General features: G+C 69.1%; 19 protein-coding genes. 1 reads left to right on the forward strand and 18 read right to left on the reverse strand.

Annotated elements, in window-relative coordinates; genetic code table 11:
- Positions 1-105: 105 nt before the first annotated feature.
- From pqqE to ABIE65_RS14380, 9 genes are all read right to left on the reverse strand, one after another.
- On the reverse strand, positions 106-1,230 hold the full coding sequence (pqqE, locus tag ABIE65_RS14340; protein WP_354078569.1) for a pyrroloquinoline quinone biosynthesis protein PqqE: 1,125 nt from the start codon (positions 1,228-1,230) through the stop codon (positions 106-108).
- Positions 1,227-1,514, reverse strand: coding sequence for a pyrroloquinoline quinone biosynthesis peptide chaperone PqqD (gene pqqD / locus ABIE65_RS14345; protein WP_354078571.1), 288 nt, complete (start codon positions 1,512-1,514; stop codon positions 1,227-1,229). Before pqqD ends, pqqE begins: the two co-directional genes overlap by 4 nt.
- On the reverse strand, positions 1,511-2,242 hold the full coding sequence (pqqC, locus tag ABIE65_RS14350) for a pyrroloquinoline-quinone synthase PqqC (RefSeq protein WP_502918536.1): 732 nt from the start codon (positions 2,240-2,242) through the stop codon (positions 1,511-1,513). The genes pqqD and pqqC overlap by 4 nt, the downstream gene beginning before the upstream one ends.
- Positions 2,239-3,174: a pyrroloquinoline quinone biosynthesis protein PqqB gene (gene pqqB / locus ABIE65_RS14355; RefSeq protein ID WP_354078573.1), complete on the reverse strand. Its 936-nt coding sequence runs from the start codon at positions 3,172-3,174 to the stop codon at positions 2,239-2,241. The genes pqqC and pqqB overlap by 4 nt, the downstream gene beginning before the upstream one ends.
- A 20-nt stretch (positions 3,175-3,194) precedes the next feature.
- Positions 3,195-3,287 (reverse strand): pyrroloquinoline quinone precursor peptide PqqA, encoded by a 93-nt coding sequence (gene pqqA, locus ABIE65_RS14360; protein ID WP_354078575.1) that lies wholly within the window; start codon positions 3,285-3,287, stop codon positions 3,195-3,197.
- A 91-nt stretch (positions 3,288-3,378) separates the two neighbouring features.
- Positions 3,379-4,065 carry a 3-oxoacid CoA-transferase subunit B gene (locus ABIE65_RS14365; RefSeq protein WP_354078577.1) on the reverse strand — a complete coding sequence of 229 codons (687 nt, stop codon included), beginning with the start codon at positions 4,063-4,065 and terminating at the stop codon, positions 3,379-3,381.
- Positions 4,062-4,739, reverse strand: a complete 678-nt coding sequence (locus tag ABIE65_RS14370) for a CoA transferase subunit A (RefSeq protein ID WP_354078579.1) — start codon at positions 4,737-4,739, stop codon at positions 4,062-4,064. Before ABIE65_RS14370 ends, ABIE65_RS14365 begins: the two co-directional genes overlap by 4 nt.
- 6 nt (positions 4,740-4,745) lie before the next feature.
- A complete protein-coding gene (locus ABIE65_RS14375) occupies positions 4,746-5,801 on the reverse strand; it encodes a cyclase family protein (RefSeq protein WP_354078581.1) in 1,056 nt (351 codons plus the stop codon).
- Positions 5,802-6,330: 529 nt separating this feature from the next.
- Positions 6,331-6,903 (reverse strand): gamma carbonic anhydrase family protein, encoded by a 573-nt coding sequence (locus ABIE65_RS14380; protein ID WP_354078583.1) that lies wholly within the window; start codon positions 6,901-6,903, stop codon positions 6,331-6,333.
- Positions 6,904-7,007: 104 nt separating this feature from the next.
- On the opposite strand from ABIE65_RS14380, the gene ABIE65_RS14385 reads away from it, so the two are divergent.
- A complete protein-coding gene (locus tag ABIE65_RS14385; RefSeq protein WP_354078584.1) occupies positions 7,008-7,889 on the forward strand; it encodes a DMT family transporter in 882 nt (293 codons plus the stop codon).
- On the opposite strand, the gene ABIE65_RS14390 is transcribed toward ABIE65_RS14385, so the two are convergent.
- The 9 genes from ABIE65_RS14390 to ABIE65_RS14430 are packed head-to-tail and all read right to left on the reverse strand — an operon-like array spanning position 7,867 to position 15,841.
- Positions 7,867-9,114, reverse strand: a complete 1,248-nt coding sequence (locus tag ABIE65_RS14390; protein WP_354078586.1) for an MFS transporter — start codon at positions 9,112-9,114, stop codon at positions 7,867-7,869. The genes ABIE65_RS14385 and ABIE65_RS14390 overlap by 23 nt on opposite strands.
- A 54-nt stretch (positions 9,115-9,168) precedes the next feature.
- Entirely contained in the window at positions 9,169-10,308 is a 1,140-nt protein-coding gene (locus ABIE65_RS14395) for an acyl-CoA dehydrogenase family protein (RefSeq protein ID WP_354078587.1), read from the reverse strand.
- A gap of 32 nt (positions 10,309-10,340) precedes the next feature.
- On the reverse strand, positions 10,341-11,657 hold the full coding sequence (locus tag ABIE65_RS14400) for a branched-chain amino acid ABC transporter permease (protein ID WP_354078589.1): 1,317 nt from the start codon (positions 11,655-11,657) through the stop codon (positions 10,341-10,343).
- Positions 11,654-12,277 carry an urease accessory protein UreG gene (gene ureG / locus ABIE65_RS14405; RefSeq protein ID WP_354078591.1) on the reverse strand — a complete coding sequence of 208 codons (624 nt, stop codon included), beginning with the start codon at positions 12,275-12,277 and terminating at the stop codon, positions 11,654-11,656. Before ureG ends, ABIE65_RS14400 begins: the two co-directional genes overlap by 4 nt.
- On the reverse strand, positions 12,274-12,963 hold the full coding sequence (locus ABIE65_RS14410; protein WP_354078592.1) for an urease accessory protein UreF: 690 nt from the start codon (positions 12,961-12,963) through the stop codon (positions 12,274-12,276). The genes ureG and ABIE65_RS14410 overlap by 4 nt, the downstream gene beginning before the upstream one ends.
- On the reverse strand, positions 12,947-13,480 hold the full coding sequence (locus ABIE65_RS14415) for an urease accessory protein UreE (RefSeq protein WP_354078593.1): 534 nt from the start codon (positions 13,478-13,480) through the stop codon (positions 12,947-12,949). The genes ABIE65_RS14410 and ABIE65_RS14415 overlap by 17 nt, the downstream gene beginning before the upstream one ends.
- A gap of 13 nt (positions 13,481-13,493) precedes the next feature.
- Positions 13,494-15,206, reverse strand: coding sequence for an urease subunit alpha (gene ureC / locus ABIE65_RS14420; protein ID WP_354078594.1), 1,713 nt, complete (start codon positions 15,204-15,206; stop codon positions 13,494-13,496).
- Positions 15,207-15,210: 4 nt separating this feature from the next.
- Positions 15,211-15,528: an urease subunit beta gene (locus ABIE65_RS14425; RefSeq protein ID WP_354078595.1), complete on the reverse strand. Its 318-nt coding sequence runs from the start codon at positions 15,526-15,528 to the stop codon at positions 15,211-15,213.
- A gap of 10 nt (positions 15,529-15,538) precedes the next feature.
- Positions 15,539-15,841, reverse strand: a complete 303-nt coding sequence (locus ABIE65_RS14430) for an urease subunit gamma (protein WP_354078596.1) — start codon at positions 15,839-15,841, stop codon at positions 15,539-15,541.
- Positions 15,842-15,845 lie beyond the last annotated feature (4 nt).

The raw sequence follows: 15,845 nt of genomic DNA on the forward strand, positions 1-15,845 counted from the left end.
GGTTGCTTCGCCTTCGCTCGCAATGACGGAGTTGAACGAAGGCCTCAGAAAAAAGGCCGAAGCGACTGATTTAGAGCAGTTATCGCCCCGCCCTACCGCCCCGCCCTACCGCCCCGCGCGCCGCCCCATCGCCCGGTGCACGAAGGCGGCAGCGTCGTCGCCTTCCCCCGCCCCCTCCAGCACCCCACGATGCGGCGACAGTGCACAGGTCGGGTCGGTCGCCTCGGCGTCGCCCGTCAGCGCGAACGCCTGGCAGCGGCAGCCGCCCCAGTCGATCTCGCGCCGGTCGCAGCTCCGGCACGGCTCCGGCATCCAGCCGGTGCCGCGATAGCGCATGAAGGCGTCCGAGCGGTACCAGATGTCCTCCAGCGACCCGTCGCGCACCGACGGGAAATCGAGCCCCGGCAGCGACTCCGCCGCATGGCACGGCAGCGCTCGTCCCGTCGGCGTCAGCACCAGGAACTGCCGGCCCCAACCGTTCATGCAGGCCTTCGGCCGCACCGCATACTGGTCCGGCGGCACATAGTCGATCGCCAGCCGGCCCGACAGCTGCGCCCGCGCCGCCGCGACCGTCGCATCGGCGGCGGCGACCTGCGCACGATCCGGCAGCAGCGCCGCCCGGTTCACCGCCGCCCAGCCGTGATACTGCACATGCGCGATCTCCAGCCGCCGCGCGCCGAGTTCCAGCGCCATCGCGACGATTTCGTCCAGCCGGTCCAGGTTGCGCCGGTGCACCACGGCGTTGACGGTCAGCGGCAGCCCCTCGTCGTGCACGTGGCCCGCGAACGCCATCTTCATCGCATGGCTGCCGCGCAGGCCCGCCACCTCTTCCGCCTCCTCCGGCCGCGTCCCCTGCAGGCTCAGCTGCACGTGCTGCAGCCCGGCAGCCGCCAGCCCGGCGACCCGGCCCCGGTCGAGCAGCAGGCCGGAGGTGATGAGGTTCGTGTAGAGCCCCGCCGTCTCGGCCGCCTCGACCAGCACCTCCAGGTCCCTGCGCGCCGCCGGCTCGCCGCCCGACAGATGCACCTGCAGCACGCCGAGCGCTACGGCCTCGGCGAACACCCGCCGCCACTCCTCGGTCGCCAGTTCCGCCGACGCCCGCGCCAGTTCCAGCGGGTTCGAGCAGTAGGGGCAGCGCAGCGGACAGCGATGCGTCAGTTCCGCGAGCAGCGCTATCGGCCGCCCGACGCTCGTCGGCTGCTGCTGCTCGATAACCGCGCTAGCACTCATGTCTCCAGGTATCCTTGTCGCACAAGGTCGGCGACGAGGTCCGCCACGTCCGCCCGGATCTCCTCCACCGGCGCGTCGAAGGCTTCGGCCAGTGCCGCGGCGATCGCGGCGACGCTGCGGCCGCCGTCGACCAGACGCAATATTTCGACCGCCGTCTCGTCCGGCGTCAGGACGGTCTCCGGCGCCAGCACCAGCCAGCGCTCGCGCGCCCGGTCGAACCGCAGCCGCACGCCGCGCGGAAACCGCGGAACCGCATCTGCGCCGATGTCACCGGCCGCCGTCATTCCGGCCGGAACGCACCGGGCGGTATGTCGCCCGGCGTCACATAGGCGTAGCGGAGCGCGTCGAGCTGCGACCAGAGCACGTCGCACTTGAAGCGCAGCGAATCGAGGACGGCCGCCTGCGCCTCAGGCGTCCGCGCCTCCCGCTTCACATAGTCGAGCGCGAACGCCGAATCCCGGCCCGCCTGCGGCGGTCGCTTGAGGAAATAGCCCAGCTTCGCCTCGTCGACGAACGGGTAGTGCCGCAGCATGCCGGCGACGCGCTCGGCGATGATCGCCGGCGAGAACATCTCGGTCAGCGACGAGGCCACCGCCTCCAGCACCGACCGCTCGCGCACCCAGCGCACATAGGCTTCCACCGCGAACCGCGTGCCCGGCAGCGCACCCCGCATCGACACCACATAGTCGCGATCGAGCCCCAGCCCCTCGCACAGCGCCAGCCAGCGCGCGATGCCGCCGGGATCGTCCGCCGTGCCGTCGTGATCCTCCAGCCGCGAACGCCATTCGCGCCGCAGTTCCGGCGTCGGCAGGCGCGCCAGCAGCGACGCATCCTTGGCCGGGATCGCCGCCTGATAGCAGTAGCGGTTGAGCGCCCAGGCCTGCACCTGGCCGAAATCCAGTTCGCCGCCGTGCAGCGACCGGTGGAAGGGATGCTTGTCGTGATAGCGCTCGGCGCCGATCGCGCGCAGTGCCGCTTCCAACTCGTCGGGGCTCATCGCCGCGCTGCTCACAGCAGGATCTCCATGCCGTCCTCCGCGACCTCCCAGTCGGCGGCCTCGACCGCGGCACGCTCGGGCGAATCGTCGATCAGGACCGGGTTGGTGTTGTTGATGTGGACGAAGACGCGGCGCCGAACATCGACGCTCCGCAACGCGGCGATCGACCCCGCCGGTCCGTCCATCGCGAGATGCCCCATGCGGGCCGCCGTCTTGGTTCCCGCCCCGGCGCGCTCCATCTCGTCGTCGCGCCAGAAGGATCCGTCGAACAGCAGCAGCGGCGCGCCTTCGATCCGCGCGCGCAGATCCGCCGGCAATGCCGCGCATCCGGGGATGTAGAGAAAGCGGCTCTCCGGCGCCGAGACGCTCCGCACCGAGAGACCGACGACGTCGCCGGTCGCCTCGCCGATGACGAGGTCCTCTTCCCTGCCCTCGAGGTAGAGCGGCACCTTGCCGGGGACGGCGAACGCCTCGATCTCGATCCCGAGCTCGGCACCCGCGGCATCCGCGAGACGCACCTGAGATCCGACATCCAGGCTCCGCCGCGGCACGAGCCCCGCCGCGAGGACGTTGAAGATCGGATTGGCCGCCAGGGTCGCCTGAACTTGGCGCATCCCGTAGAGCGCGAACGCCGCGCCCTCGCGCAGCGTCAGCAGGCCCGCGATATGGTCGACATCGGCGTTGGTCACCACCACCGCGGCGATCGGCGACGACCGGATGCCGCCGCGCGGATGAAGCTGCGGGTTGGCGTCGATCTGCGCTCGCAGGTCCGGCGAGGCGTTGAAGAGCACCCATCGCTCGCCGTCCGCCGAAACGGCGATGGACGACTGGGTTCGGGGTTTGACGGCCGGGTCGCCGGCGCGGGCACGCCGGCAACCCGGTCCGTTGGAGTTCCACTGCGGAAAGCCTCCGCCGGCCGCCGATCCGACGATCAGAACATGCAGCAAGGGACGCTTCCCGCCGCCGTTCAGCCGAGATCGGCGCAGGCGTACGCGTTGATCTCGGTTCCGACCCGGACGATCTCGACCGTCGGCTTCCGCCAGCTGCGCTTCGTCTTCATGCTGTCTCTCCGATTGAAGTGGACACCGAACGATGGTTGGGTCGTTCGGTGGGCAAATCAATCGGCGCGGAGAAAGTTCCTCGGGCCGACCCTATCCGAAGGCGGGCGTCCGCAGAACGCCGCAATCGGGCGCGAAGGACAGCGGCGCGTCGCTCGTGCGACGCATGTCCGCCTCGGTCATTCCCTCGATCATCTCGCGCACCAGAAACCCGTCCGGCGTCACGTCGACGACGGCCATGCTGGTGTAGACGCGGCTGACCACGCCCTTCGCCGTCAGCGGATAGGTGCAGTCGCGCACCAGCCGCGCGCCGCCCTCGCGCGTCACGTGCTCCATGATGACCCAGACCGACTTGGCACCGGCGGCGAGGTCCATGGCGCCGCCGACCAGCGGGCCCCGCCCCTCCATCATCGCGTCCCAGTTGGCGAGGTCGCCGCGCGCCGACACCTGGAAGCCGCCGAGCACGGTCAGGTCGATGTGCCCGCCGCGCATCATCGTGAAGGCCAGTGCGGAGTCGAAGATCGAGGCACCCGGCAGCAGCGTGATCTTCTGCCCGCCGGCGTCGACCATGTCCGGGTCGATGCCGTTGCCCGTGGCGGCCGGGCCGATGCCCAGCAGCCCGTTCTCGGACTGCAGCATCACCTCGCGACCGCCGGGGATGAAGTTGCCGACGAGCGTCGGGATGCCGATGCCCAGATTGACATAGGCGCCGTCGGCCACGTCCTGCGCGCAGCGCCACGCCATCTGGTTCCGGTCGAGCGGTTGCATGTTGCCCTTCATCGGCGCAGATCCGGCAAGGCGACGACCCGTTTCACGAAGATCCCCGGCGTGACCACCCGCTCCGGGTCGAGCGGGCCGTCGACGATCTCGTTGACCTCCACCGCGGTGACGCGGCCTGCCATCGCCATCACCGTGCCGAAGTTCCGCTGGCCCGCGTGATAGGTGAGGTTGCCCCACCGGTCGGCCTTGTCGGCCCGCAGGATCGACAGGTCGGCGGACAGGGCGCGCTCCAGGACATACTCCTTGCCCTCGAACGACCGGACCTCCTTGCCCTCCGCCAGCTTGGTACCGACCGCGACCGGCGTGTAGAAGCCGGCGATCCCCGCCGCACCCGCCCGGATGCGCTCGGCGAGCGTCCCCTGCGGCACGAGTTCGAGTTCGACCTCGCCGCGCTTCCACTGCTCCTCGAACGGCCCGGGCCGCCCGGATCCGGCACGCGCCGAACTGCAGATCACCTTGGCGACGCAGCCCCGCTCGAACAGGGTGGCGACCCGCGTGCCGTGATGGCCGACGCCGTTCACCACCAGGGTCAGCCCGCGCAGGTTCTTCGCCAGCAGCGCCTCCAACAGCGCGTTCGGCGTGCCGGCACTCTGGAAGCCGCTGATCATGACGGTCGCGCCGTCGCCGACGCCGTCGATCGCGGCGTCGGCACTGTCCACCCGCTTGTCGATCACCGGCCGCTACACCACCGCAACGGCGTTGCCGGGCGAACCCACAGCGCCCGGCAGGCGAAGCGGCTGACCCGTCATGAAGAAGCGCGAGCGGCCGTTCGCCTTCAGCCACGGCGCCAGCTCGCCGAACCACCACATCTCGCCCAGCGGCACGCCGATCTTGAACAGGCAGTGATTGTGCAGCGGCAGGGCGGCATAGGTGTCGCCCTCGCCCGGCCGCGCCGGCATCTGCTCGACGGCGTAATTGTCGGCGAACAGGGTCGCGATGCCGCTGTCGGTGATCCACTGCAGCAGCTTCGGGTCGCGGCCGTCGAGCGCCGGGCAGGAACGCGCCAGCGTCGGCCCGTCGGGCTTCTTGTTCATCTCCATGATGACGTCGGCGAAGCCGGTGTAGAGGCAGAGCATGTCGCCCTCTTCCACCACCACCTTGTCGGTGTCCAGCACGCGCATGAAGTCGTCGTAGGTCACGATCTTGCGCTCGCGGCCGAAATGCGACGCCAGGTTCACCATGACGCCGCGGCCGACGATGCCCTTCTCGGCGAACTTCTCGATGCCCAGCCGGCGCGCGCCCATCACGTCCTCGCGCGGGATCGCCTTGCCGGTCTTCTGGTCGTAGTCGACAGGACCGACGATGTCCGTGCCGCCCTGCCAGCCGTTGTAGTAGCGGATCTCCTCGACCCCGTCGCCGTCGGCGTCGAACAGCTGCCCCATGTGGCAGAAGGCGTCCCACTGCGTCGAATATTGCAGCGTCATCAGCACCCGGTCGTCGCAGCCGACGTCGAGATAGCGCGGGTCTTCCATCCGCATCGGGAAGTTGTAGCGGGCGAGGCCGTTCTCCGGCGACGTCGTCGGCTGCAGCACCGGCGGCGTACGGCGCGGGTTCAGCACGTTGCCGCCCGGATAGTCGAGCGGCAGGCTGAGGCAGAAGGTCCGCCCCTCCACGATCTCCTCCTTCGCCCGCATGACGCGCTCGGGCGTCAGCAGGTTCAGCCGGCCGAGTTCGTCGTCCGGCCCGAAATCGCCCCAGTTCGACCCTTCCGGCCTGTGCTTCCAGCGCTGCGTCATGTCCCGCGTTCCCTCTCGTCGTGCCCTGCGGCTTCGTGACCGCGATTTGAACGGACTTTACCCGCCCGCGGCAAGAGGGGGACGACGGGCGGCGCCTGTCCAAGAGGGGGACGTACGCGGCCCCTACCCGAGAGGGGGACGTACGTGGCGCCTATCACTGTCATCCCCGGGCGCAGCGAAGCGGAGACCCGGGGATCCACTCCCAGCCTGTGCGCTTCCCTGGGTTGCCGGGTCGAGCCCGGCAATGACAGTGAAAGTGGCACCGCGCACACTGGCGTGGCGATGGACAAAAGGAATTTATACCGATACACTTCTTCAGCCGCACGCCGGCCAGCTGTTGCACATGGTCAATCGATAGGGAACGTCGCCGCCGCACCGGTTGCACCACCTGCGCGCCCACAGCGGCTCACCCCTATAAAACACCACAAATCCCTATGCTGCCGCTCCGGCCGGCGTGAAACGTTCGGTCAAACATGTTCCACAATGTTTCACACGGGCGAGCGGCACCCCCATAAAACCCCATAAAAACCTATCCCCGCATCCCCCGCGCCTTCTCCATCTCAACCGCGACGAAGTCGTTGCACGCCGGATCGTCCCACGCACGGTGGCGGCCTTCGGCATAGGCGCGCGCGTTCCACAGATAGAGCAGCGCATTGCGCCGCGTCTTCTCGAAGCCGTCGCGCTGCGCGATCACCTTCGCCGGCACGCCGGCGACGATCGAGCCCGGCGGCACGACCGTGCCCTCGGTGACGATCGAATGCCCGGCGACGATGGAGTTCGCGCCGATCACCGCGCCGTCCATGATCGTGGCGCCGATGCCGATCAGGCAGTTGTCGCCGATCGTGGCGCCGTGGATGCAGACCTTGTGGGTGATCGAGCACCAGTCGCCGATGCGCGTCGGGTGCGCACCGCCGATGTGGACCATGGCATGGTCCTGGATGTTGGTGCCGCGGCCGATCTCGACGAAATCCGACTCGGCGCGGATCACCGCATAGGGCCACAGGCTCGCATCCTCGCCGATGCGCACCCGGCCGAAGACCAGCGCCGTTTCGTGGATGAAGGCCGGCCGGTCCAGAACGACCTCGGCTCCGAAACGCGACATGCCGCTCCTCCAGTCTCTCGTGCGCCAGGTGTTTGAATGCCGCTTTCGCAGGCAATCGCCACAGGGTAGCGTCGCCGTCCACCGGAGAACAGGAGCCCCCGGAGGTGACGCTCGCCCGTTTCGTGGCGCGGCGCGACGGCCCCGCGGCCGTCCGGCGCGCGATCCTGCTGCTGATCGTGGCGATGGCGTGCCTGACGGCGATGGACACGATCGCCAAGGTGCTGACGGCGGCGATGCCGGTCATGCAGGTGGCGTGGGCCCGCTTCTTCTTCCTCTTCGTGGCCCTGGCGCCGATCTTCGTCGGCACGCCCTTCCGCAGCCTGATCCGGACGGGCAACCTGCGCCTGCAGCTGGCGCGCGGCTTCCTGCAGCTGCCGGCCAACATCTGCTTCCTGACGGCGCTCTACTACCTGCCGCTGGCCGACGCGGTGGCGGTGGCCTTCTCGGCGCCGCTCTTCATCGTCGCCTTCTCCGCGCTCTGGCTCGGCGAGCGGGTGGACTGGCGCAACTGGACCGCCGTCGGCATCGGCATGATCGGCGTGCTGGTGATCGTGCGGCCGGGGTTCGGCGAGGCGCATTGGGCACTCGTCCTGCCGCTGATCACCGCGATCGTCTTCGCCCTGTTCCAGGTGATGACCCGCATCCTCGGCCGCACCGACAGCAGCCTGACGATCGTGTTCTATTCCAACCTCGTCGGACTGATCGGCACGGGTGCGGTCCTGCCCTTCGTCTGGCAGGCGCCGAGTGTCGACCTCTGGTTGATGATGGCGGCACTCGGTCTGCTCGCCGCCGTCGGCCACTATCTGATGATCGAGGCGTTCTCGACCGCCCCCGCCTCGGTCCTGGCGCCCTTCACCTATGTCGAGCTGATCTGGGCGGCGGCGATCGGCTACCTGCTCTTCGGCGACCTGCCCGGCCCCTATGTCGTCGTCGGCTCGGTCATCGTCGTCGCCGCCGGCATCTTCACCGTGCTCCAGGATCGGTGAGCGGGTTGCCGGCTTCCGACGGCAGATGGGGCGGGTCGCGCCGGAACAGCAGGACGGACGCGACCACCGCCGGCACCGCGGCCAGCAAGAAGCCGAAGGCATAGACGTCGGTGACGCCGAGGATCGCGCTGAAGACCAGCGGGAACGACATCATGCCGGCGCTGCCGAAGGAGAGCACGCCGCCGGTCATGGCGCTGACCCGGCCGTCGGGCGAGATCTTGGCCACCTCGGCCAGCAGCACGCCGTGCCAGCTGACCGCCGTCGCACTGTAGGCGCAGGCCATCAGCACGATGGCTGCGATAGGCCATGTCGGGCCGCTCAGGCCCATGCCGACCGATGCCGCCGCCATGCCGAGCCCGAGGCAGCCCAGCATGGTCCGCGGCGACACGAAGCGGCTGCCCATCCAGCCCCAGAAGATGCGTGCGGGAATCGCGACCGCCTGGGCGATGGCGAAGGCGAAGCCGGCGGTTTCCAGGTCGTAGTGCAGGCCGCCCGTCATGTAGATGACGAAGAAGGAGGCAAAGACCGCCTGCAGCCCGACGAAGGCGAAGGCGGCGATGGCCATGACCCGCAGGTCGCGCCGGCGCAGCACGGTGCGCAGCGTGTCGATGACCGTCGCGGGCGACCAGCGCTGGTTCGGATTGCGATCCTGGTCGAACTCGGCGCGCATCGGCTGCAGCACGACGGCCAGCGTCAGGCACATCAGCGCCCCGATGACGAAGGCGCCGCGCCAGCCGAAATAGGCCACGGAGATCGGCACGATGAGCCCGGCGAGCATGGCGCCGACCGGCACGCCGGTCTGCTTGATCGAGAACATCAGCGGCGCCAGGTGCGGCGGGCTGTAGCGGGCCAGGATCTGCGAACTGGCCGGGGTGGAGGGTGCCGAGCCCGTGCCGATGACCATGGCGGCGATGACGATCACCGGCAGCAGCCCCGAGGTGATCGCCAGCAGGCCGGCCGCCATCATGCAGAGCGAGATCTGGCTCATGCGCAGGGCGCCGATCCGCACGATGAAGGCGCCGCACGACACCTGGGCGAACATGCCGGCGAAGAAGACGCAGCCGGTGAAGACGCCGACCAGCGCCGGATTGATGCCGAGGTCGGCCGCCACCGCCGGCGCGGCGACCGGCATGATCAGGCCGCTCATATAGGCGAACGCCTGCTGCACCAGCATGGCGACGACGGCGATGTACAGAGGGTTCATGCTGGTGACGATCGCGGCCATGTGGGCACCCTCCCGTCCCCGGGAGGTTGCACGGAACGTGCCGTTGACGGGCGGCTAGAGGTAGCGCGAGATGATGAGCTTCATCACCTCGGAGGTGCCGGCGTAGATCCGGTTGATCCGCGCGTCGGCATAGGCCTTGGTGATCGGATACTCCCACATGTAGCCGTAGCCGCCGTGCAGCTGCAGGCACTCGTCGAGCACCCTGCCCTGCATCTCCGAGCACCAGAGCTTGGCGATCGCCGCGGCTTCCAGGTCGAGCTTGCCCTCGCGCAGCAGCTCGATGCAGTTGTCGACGTAGACGCGCCCCATCTGCGCCTGGGCGTGGCACTCGGCCAGCTTGAACTTGGTGTTCTGGAATTCGAAGATCTTCTGCCCGAACGCCTCGCGCTCCTTGGTGTACTTCACCGTCCACTCGATCGCGACCTCGGCCGAGGCGACGGCGCGGATGGCGGACAGCAGGCGCTCGCGCGGCAGCTGCTCCATCAGGTAGCGGAAGCCCTGGTTCTCTTCGCCCAGGATGTTGCTGACCGGCACCCGCACGTCCTCGAAGAACAGTTCCGACGTGTCCTGCGCCTTCAGACCCAGCTTCTCCAGGTTGCGGCCGCGCTTGAAGCCGGCCCGGTCGGCCTCGACCAGGATCAGGCTGGTGCCCTTGGCGCCCTTCGACGGATCGGTCTTGGCGACGACGATGAACAGGTCGGCGTTCTGGCCGTTGGTGATGAAGGTCTTCTGACCGGTGATGACCCAGTCGTTGCCGTCGCGCACCGCACGCGTCTTCACGCCCTGCAGGTCGCTGCCGGTCCCGGGCTCGGTCATGCAGATGCCGCCGATGATCTCGCCCTTGGCCATCGGCGGCAGCCAGGCCTTCTTCAGCTCTTCCGAGCCGTAGGTCTCGATGTAGGGCGCCACGATGTCGGAATGGAGCTGGAAGCCGAGGCCGCTCGCGTTGACCCGCGTGCTCTCCTCGATGACGATCGCGCAGTAGCCGAAATCGGCGCCGGCGCCGCCATACTCTTCCGCGGCGGTCGACAGCAGCAGGCCCGCCTCGCCCGCCTTCAGCCAGACCTCGCGCGAGACGACGCCGTCCTTCTCCCACTGGTCGTGATAGGGGACGACCTCACGCTCCATGAAGCGGGCGACGGCGTCGCGGAAGATGCGGTGGTCTTCGCCGTAGATCTTGCGCTCTGCGGGCATGCTGTGCCTCCGATAGGAAATTCGGTGCGATCTTATGTGCGGACAACCGGCGCTGCCACACCCTGCGGTCGCACCATGAGCACCAGACAGAGCAGCGCGAACACCGCGACGTCCTTATAGGCGACGCCGAAGTAGGCCGACCACAGCGTTTCGAGCATGGCTATCATGAAGCCGCCCGCCGTGGCCCCCGCGACCGAACCGAGCCCGCCGGCCACCGCCGCGGTCAGCGCCTTGAATCCCAGCATCAGTCCCATCGAGAAATTGGCGACGCCGTACTGCGCCACGACGACGAAACCCGCCAGCCCGGCACAGGCCCCGGCGAGTGCGAAAGCGCCGTACCGGACCCTGCCGCCGTCGATGCCCATCAGTGCCGCGGTGTCCGGATCCTGCGACACGGCGCGGTACCGCAGGCCGAAGGGGGTCGCGCCGACGACCAGGACGACGCCCGCGACGGCGACCGCCGTACCGGCGACCAGCACCAGCTGGCGCATCGTCGTCGACACGTCGAACGCGCCGACGCCGACCAGCGTCACGACCTGCGACAGCCCCGCCTGTACCCAAAGGTCGCCGGCGCCCTGCAGCAGGCGCACGCCCTCCGCTAGGATCAGGGCGAGACCGATGCTGGCGATCAGCGGCATCTGCGGGGCCGAGCGGCGCAGCGGCCGGAAGATCAGGGCCTCGCAGGCCAGTCCGGCGGCCGCGCCCGCCACCACCGCCATCGCCAGACCGGCAGCCAGGCTCGGCAGGATCGCGAGCCCGGCGGTCCCGGCCGCGACCGTCGCGATGACCGTCACCACCGCCCCGACCATGGCCATGTCGCCGAAGGCGAGGTTGAAGCGTCCGACGATCCGATGGATCAGCGCATAGCCGTTGGCGAGCAGAGCGTACACACAGCCGAGGGTCAGCGCGTTCAGGATCTGCTGGAGAAGGTAGAGCGCGTGCGGGAAGCCGCTCGACGCGCGTTCCACCGACCGGGAAGCGCTGCCGGGGATATCGACCCGCAACCTCATCCATCGGTCGAGCCAGAAGAGCTCCATCGGGGTCAGCCAGCCGTCGCGATCGGTCGCGACCCTGTCCATCAGGTCGCGGCGGCTACCACCCTGCCCCCCGGTGAAGCCGCATTCGACCCAGTGCTCGCCGTCCGGTTCCTCCCAGTAGACGCGCACGCCGCCGTCCTCGACGGTCTCGCTGCGCACCGCGCCGATCTCGCCGCGCGCAAAGGCGCCCACCGTCAGCCCGCAGAGCCTGGCATGGTCCGGCCGCGGCGCGCAGCCGGCGGCGATCCCTGCCAGCAGCCCCACGACGATGGCCGCCGGCAGCCCGGGCGCTCCGAAGCGCCGGCCTGTCACGCGGCGGTGCGTACCGGCAGGCCTCCCGCCCGGACGACGAAATCGACCACCTCGCGGACCCCGTCGCCCGCCTTCAGGTTGCTGAACAGGAACGGCCGCTCTCCGCGCATGCGCTTCGCGTCGCTGTCCATCACCGCGAGGCTGGCGCCGACGAGGGGTGCGAGATCGGTCTTGTTGATGACGAGCAGGTCCGAGCGCGTGATGCCCGGCCCGCCCTTGCGCGGGATCTTCTCACCGGCCGATACGTCGATGACGTAGATCGTGATGTCGGCCAGTTCCGGACTGAACGTGGCGGCGAGATTGTCGCCGCCGGATTCGATGAAGCAGACTTCCGATGCGGGGAAGCGCTCCACCATCCGCGCCACGGCAGCGAGGTTGATCGACGCGTCCTCGCGAATGGCCGTGTGCGGACAGCCGCCGGTCTCCACTCCCTCGATGCGCTCCGCCGGCAGCGCCCCGGACCGCGTCAGGATCAGCTGATCCTCCTTGGTATAGATGTCGTTCGTCACGACGATCAGGTCGTAATGCTCGCGCATCGCCTTGCAGAGCATCTCGACGAGGGTGGTCTTGCCGGAGCCGACGGGGCCGCCGATGCCGATCCGGAGCGGGCCATGGGTCATGAGCGGAACAGCCTCGTATACTGGGTTTCGTGGAGCATCGAGCACAGGTCGAGCATCGGGGTGGCGCTGCCCAGATCGCCGATGTCCGCGGCGATGGCGGCGGCGGCGGTTTCGGCGACCACCGGTTCCAGCGCCGCCTGTACCCGCAGCCCGTCGGTCTGGCCGAGCGGCACCAGCTTGACCGCCGCCGACACCAGTCCCGCGGCGAATGCCTGCAGGTAGAGCGGAAGGGCCACGGCGAGCGGAATGGGCTGGAGGGCGCACACCGTGCCGACCGCGACAGGCAGCACCGGCACGGTCCCGTCGTCGGCCAGTGCCCGGGCCCAGCGATCGAGGCGCGGGTCTGGCCACACCGCGCGCACCGCCATGACGAAGGACCCGCCCTGCTGGCCGGATTCGAGCGCGAGTTCGGCTGTGGCGCGGAAGGCGGCGCCCAGTCGTGCCGGTCCCAGGTCGCCGCTCTCCGCCGCACGCCACGCCGCGGCGAACAGGATTGCGTCGCTTCGGCCGCTGCCGTGGCGCACGACCGTGCCGATCCAGTCCGCGGCCGTCGTCCTGTCGCGCGCGAGGCCCAGCTCGACCGCCTGTTCCAGCCCGTGCGAATAGCTGAAGCCGCCGATCGGAAACGCCGGCGACAGCCAGGTCTGAAGCCGCAGGGCCGCCGCGGGATCAATCGCCGTGTTCATGGCCGTGGTGATGATGGTGCCCGTGGTGTTCGTGATGATGATCGTCGGCGTGATCGTGGCGGTGATGTCCGTGCCCGCCGCCGTCTCCGGAGTAGGCGCCGCCCTCGGGCTGGAACGGCGCCGCGATCCGCCGCACCTCGGCCCCGAGGCCGCGCACCATCTCCTCGATCACATGGTCGGGCCGAATGCGCAGCATGTCCCCGACGATCTGCGTCGGCAGGTGCCGGTTGCCGAGATGCCACGCGACCCGAACCATGGCATGCGCCGAACCGGCGCGAATCTCGGCCACCGGCTCCGGCGCCGCGGTCACCCGCAGCCAACCGCCGCCGTCGAGTTCCAGCCCGTCGCCGTCCGCCATCGCGACAGCCTTGGGCAGGTCGAGAAGCACGTCCTCCCCGCCGTCGGTCGCGAGGCGGATGCGCCGCCGGTGGCGCGCGTCGAAGTCGAGGACGACCGTGCCCGCCGCTTCGGCCTCGGGCCAATGGCCGGCATGGGCGTGTCGAAAGGCGCGGCGCATCAGGCGGCCCTCCTCAGAACAGAAAGTACCGCTGCGCCATCGCCAGAACCTTCGCCGGCTCGCAGGTCAGCAGCTTTCCGTCCGCCCTCACCTCATAGGTTTCCGGATCAACGTCGATCTTCGGCGTGAGGGCGTTGTGGATCATCGATCGCTTGCCGATGCCGCCGCGCGTATTGCCGACCGCCACCAGTTCCCGCGTCAGGCCGAGCATGCCGGGCAGATCTTCGGCCATCGCCGCCTGGCTGACGAAGGTCACCGCGCTGGCCGCGAGCGCCCGGCCGAAGGCACCGAACATCGGCCGGTAATATTCCGGCTGCGGCGTCGGGATGGAGGCGTTCGGGTCGCCCATCACGGCGGCCGCGATGGTACCGCACTTCAGCACCATGTCGGGCTTCACGCCGAAGAAGGCCGGCGACCAGATCACCAGGTCCGCCAGCTTGCCGACCTCGACCGAGCCAATGTGCTCGGACATGCCCTGCGCGATGGCCGGATTGATCGTGTATTTCGCGATGTAGCGCCGGGCGCGGATGTTGTCGTTGTCGCCCGTCTCCTCCGCCAGCCGGCCGAACTGGCGCTTCATCTTGTCCGCCGTCTGCCAGGTGCGGATCGGTACTTCCCCGACGCGGCCCATCGCCTGGCTGTCCGAGGCGATGATCGAGAAGGCGCCGATGTCGTGCAGGATGTCCTCGGCCGCGATGGTCTCGCGCCGGATCCGGCTCTCGGCGAACGCCACGTCCTCGGGGATCTTCGGGTCGAGGTGATGGCAGACCATCAGCATGTCGAGATGCTCGTCCACCGTGTTCACCGTGAACGGCCGCGTCGGGTTTGTCGACGACGGGATGACGTTCGCCTCGCCGCAGACCTTGATGATATCGGGCGCGTGCCCGCCGCCCGCACCCTCGGTGTGGAAGGCGTGGATCGTCCGCCCCTTGATGGCCCGGACAGTATCTTCGACGAATCCGGACTCGTTCAGCGTGTCGGTGTGGATCATCACCTGCACGTCCATCTCATCCGCAACGGACAGGCAGGTGTCGATGGCGGCCGGGGTGGTGCCCCAGTCCTCGTGCAGCTTCATCGAGCACACGCCCGACTTGATCTGCTCGACGAGGCCCTCCGGCCGGCTGGCGTTGCCCTTGCCCGAGAGGCCGATGTTCATCGGGAACCCCTCGACCGCCTGCATCATGCGGCCGATGTGCCAGGGGCCGGGCGTGCAGGTGGTGGCGTTGGTGCCGGTCGCCGGACCCGTCCCGCCGCCCAGCATGGTCGTGACGCCGGAATAGAGCGCCTCGTTGATCTGCTGCGGGCAGATGAAATGGATGTGGCAGTCGAAGCCACCGGCGGTGACGATCTTGCCCTCGCCCGCGATCGCCTCGGTGCCGGGCCCGACGACGATGGTCACGCCGGGCTGGACGTCGGGATTGCCGGCCTTGCCGATGCCGACGATGCGGCCGTCCCTGATCCCGATGTCGGCCTTCACCACGCCCCAATGATCGAGGATCAGGGCGTTGGTGATCACGGTGTCGACGGCGCCGCCGGCGCGGGTGACCTGGCTCTGGCCCATGCCGTCGCGGATGACCTTGCCGCCGCCGAACTTGATCTCCTCGCCGTAGATCGTGTGGTCCTTCTCCACCTCGATGAACAGTTCGGTGTCGGCGAGGCGCACTTTGTCGCCGACGGTGGGGCCGAACATGTCGGCATAGGCGGCGCGGCCGATGCGGAAAGGCATGCTCTCAGTTCCCCGTGTCCAGCGGGCCCATGACGGCCTGGTTGAAGCCGAAGACCTTCCGGTCGCCCCGATACGCCACCAGCGTCACCTCGCGCGTCTGCCCCGGCTCGAAGCGCACCGCGCTGCCGGCCGGGATGTCGAGGCGCATGCCGCGCGCCCTGTCGCGGTCGAACGACAGTGCGCCGTTCGTCTCGAAGAAATGATAGTGGCTGCCGACCTGGATCGGCCGGTCGCCGGTATTGGCGACCTGAATCGTGACGGTCGGCCGCCCCTCGTTGAGGACCAGTTCGCCATCGGCGGCAATGACTTCGCCTGGGATCATCCCGGCCTCCTCAGCGGATCGGCTGGTGCACGGTGACCAGCTTCGTCCCGTCCGGGAACGTCGCCTCGACCTGCACCTCGTGGATCATCTCGGCGATCCCCTCCATCACCTGATCGCGGGTGACGACGTTGGCGCCGGCCGCCATCAGGTCGGCGACGGAGCGGCCGTCGCGCGCACCCTCGACGACGAAATCAGTGATCAGCGCCACCGCCTCCGGATAGTTCAGCTTCACGCCGCGCTCCAGGCGGCGGCGCGCGACGACCGCCGCCATCGCCACCATCAGCTTGTCCTGCTCTCTCGGCGTCAGCCGCATGTCC

Source organism: Constrictibacter sp. MBR-5, assembly GCF_040549485.1.
Taxonomy (GTDB): domain Bacteria; phylum Pseudomonadota; class Alphaproteobacteria; order JAJUGE01; family JAJUGE01; genus Constrictibacter.

Excerpts from the sequence above, each read along its gene's own strand:
- pqqE (WP_354078569.1), bottom strand. The coding sequence starts at position 1,230 with ATGAGTGCTAGCGCGGTTATCGAGCAGCAGCAGCCGACGAGCGTCGGG.
- pqqD (WP_354078571.1), bottom strand. The coding sequence starts at position 1,514 with ATGACGGCGGCCGGTGACATCGGCGCAGATGCGGTTCCGCGGTTTCCG.
- pqqA (WP_354078575.1), bottom strand. The coding sequence starts at position 3,287 with ATGAAGACGAAGCGCAGCTGGCGGAAGCCGACGGTCGAGATCGTCCGG.
- ABIE65_RS14365 (WP_354078577.1), bottom strand. The coding sequence starts at position 4,065 with ATGAAGGGCAACATGCAACCGCTCGACCGGAACCAGATGGCGTGGCGC.
- ABIE65_RS14375 (WP_354078581.1), bottom strand. The coding sequence starts at position 5,801 with ATGACGCAGCGCTGGAAGCACAGGCCGGAAGGGTCGAACTGGGGCGAT.
- ABIE65_RS14380 (WP_354078583.1), bottom strand. The coding sequence starts at position 6,903 with ATGTCGCGTTTCGGAGCCGAGGTCGTTCTGGACCGGCCGGCCTTCATC.
- ABIE65_RS14390 (WP_354078586.1), bottom strand. The coding sequence starts at position 9,114 with ATGGCCGCGATCGTCACCAGCATGAACCCTCTGTACATCGCCGTCGTC.
- ABIE65_RS14395 (WP_354078587.1), bottom strand. The coding sequence starts at position 10,308 with ATGCCCGCAGAGCGCAAGATCTACGGCGAAGACCACCGCATCTTCCGC.
- ureG (WP_354078591.1), bottom strand. The coding sequence starts at position 12,277 with ATGACCCATGGCCCGCTCCGGATCGGCATCGGCGGCCCCGTCGGCTCC.
- ABIE65_RS14410 (WP_354078592.1), bottom strand. The coding sequence starts at position 12,963 with ATGAACACGGCGATTGATCCCGCGGCGGCCCTGCGGCTTCAGACCTGG.
- ABIE65_RS14415 (WP_354078593.1), bottom strand. The coding sequence starts at position 13,480 with ATGCGCCGCGCCTTTCGACACGCCCATGCCGGCCATTGGCCCGAGGCC.
- ureC (WP_354078594.1), bottom strand. The coding sequence starts at position 15,206 with ATGCCTTTCCGCATCGGCCGCGCCGCCTATGCCGACATGTTCGGCCCC.
- ABIE65_RS14425 (WP_354078595.1), bottom strand. The coding sequence starts at position 15,528 with ATGATCCCAGGCGAAGTCATTGCCGCCGATGGCGAACTGGTCCTCAAC.
- ABIE65_RS14430 (WP_354078596.1), bottom strand. The coding sequence starts at position 15,841 with ATGCGGCTGACGCCGAGAGAGCAGGACAAGCTGATGGTGGCGATGGCG.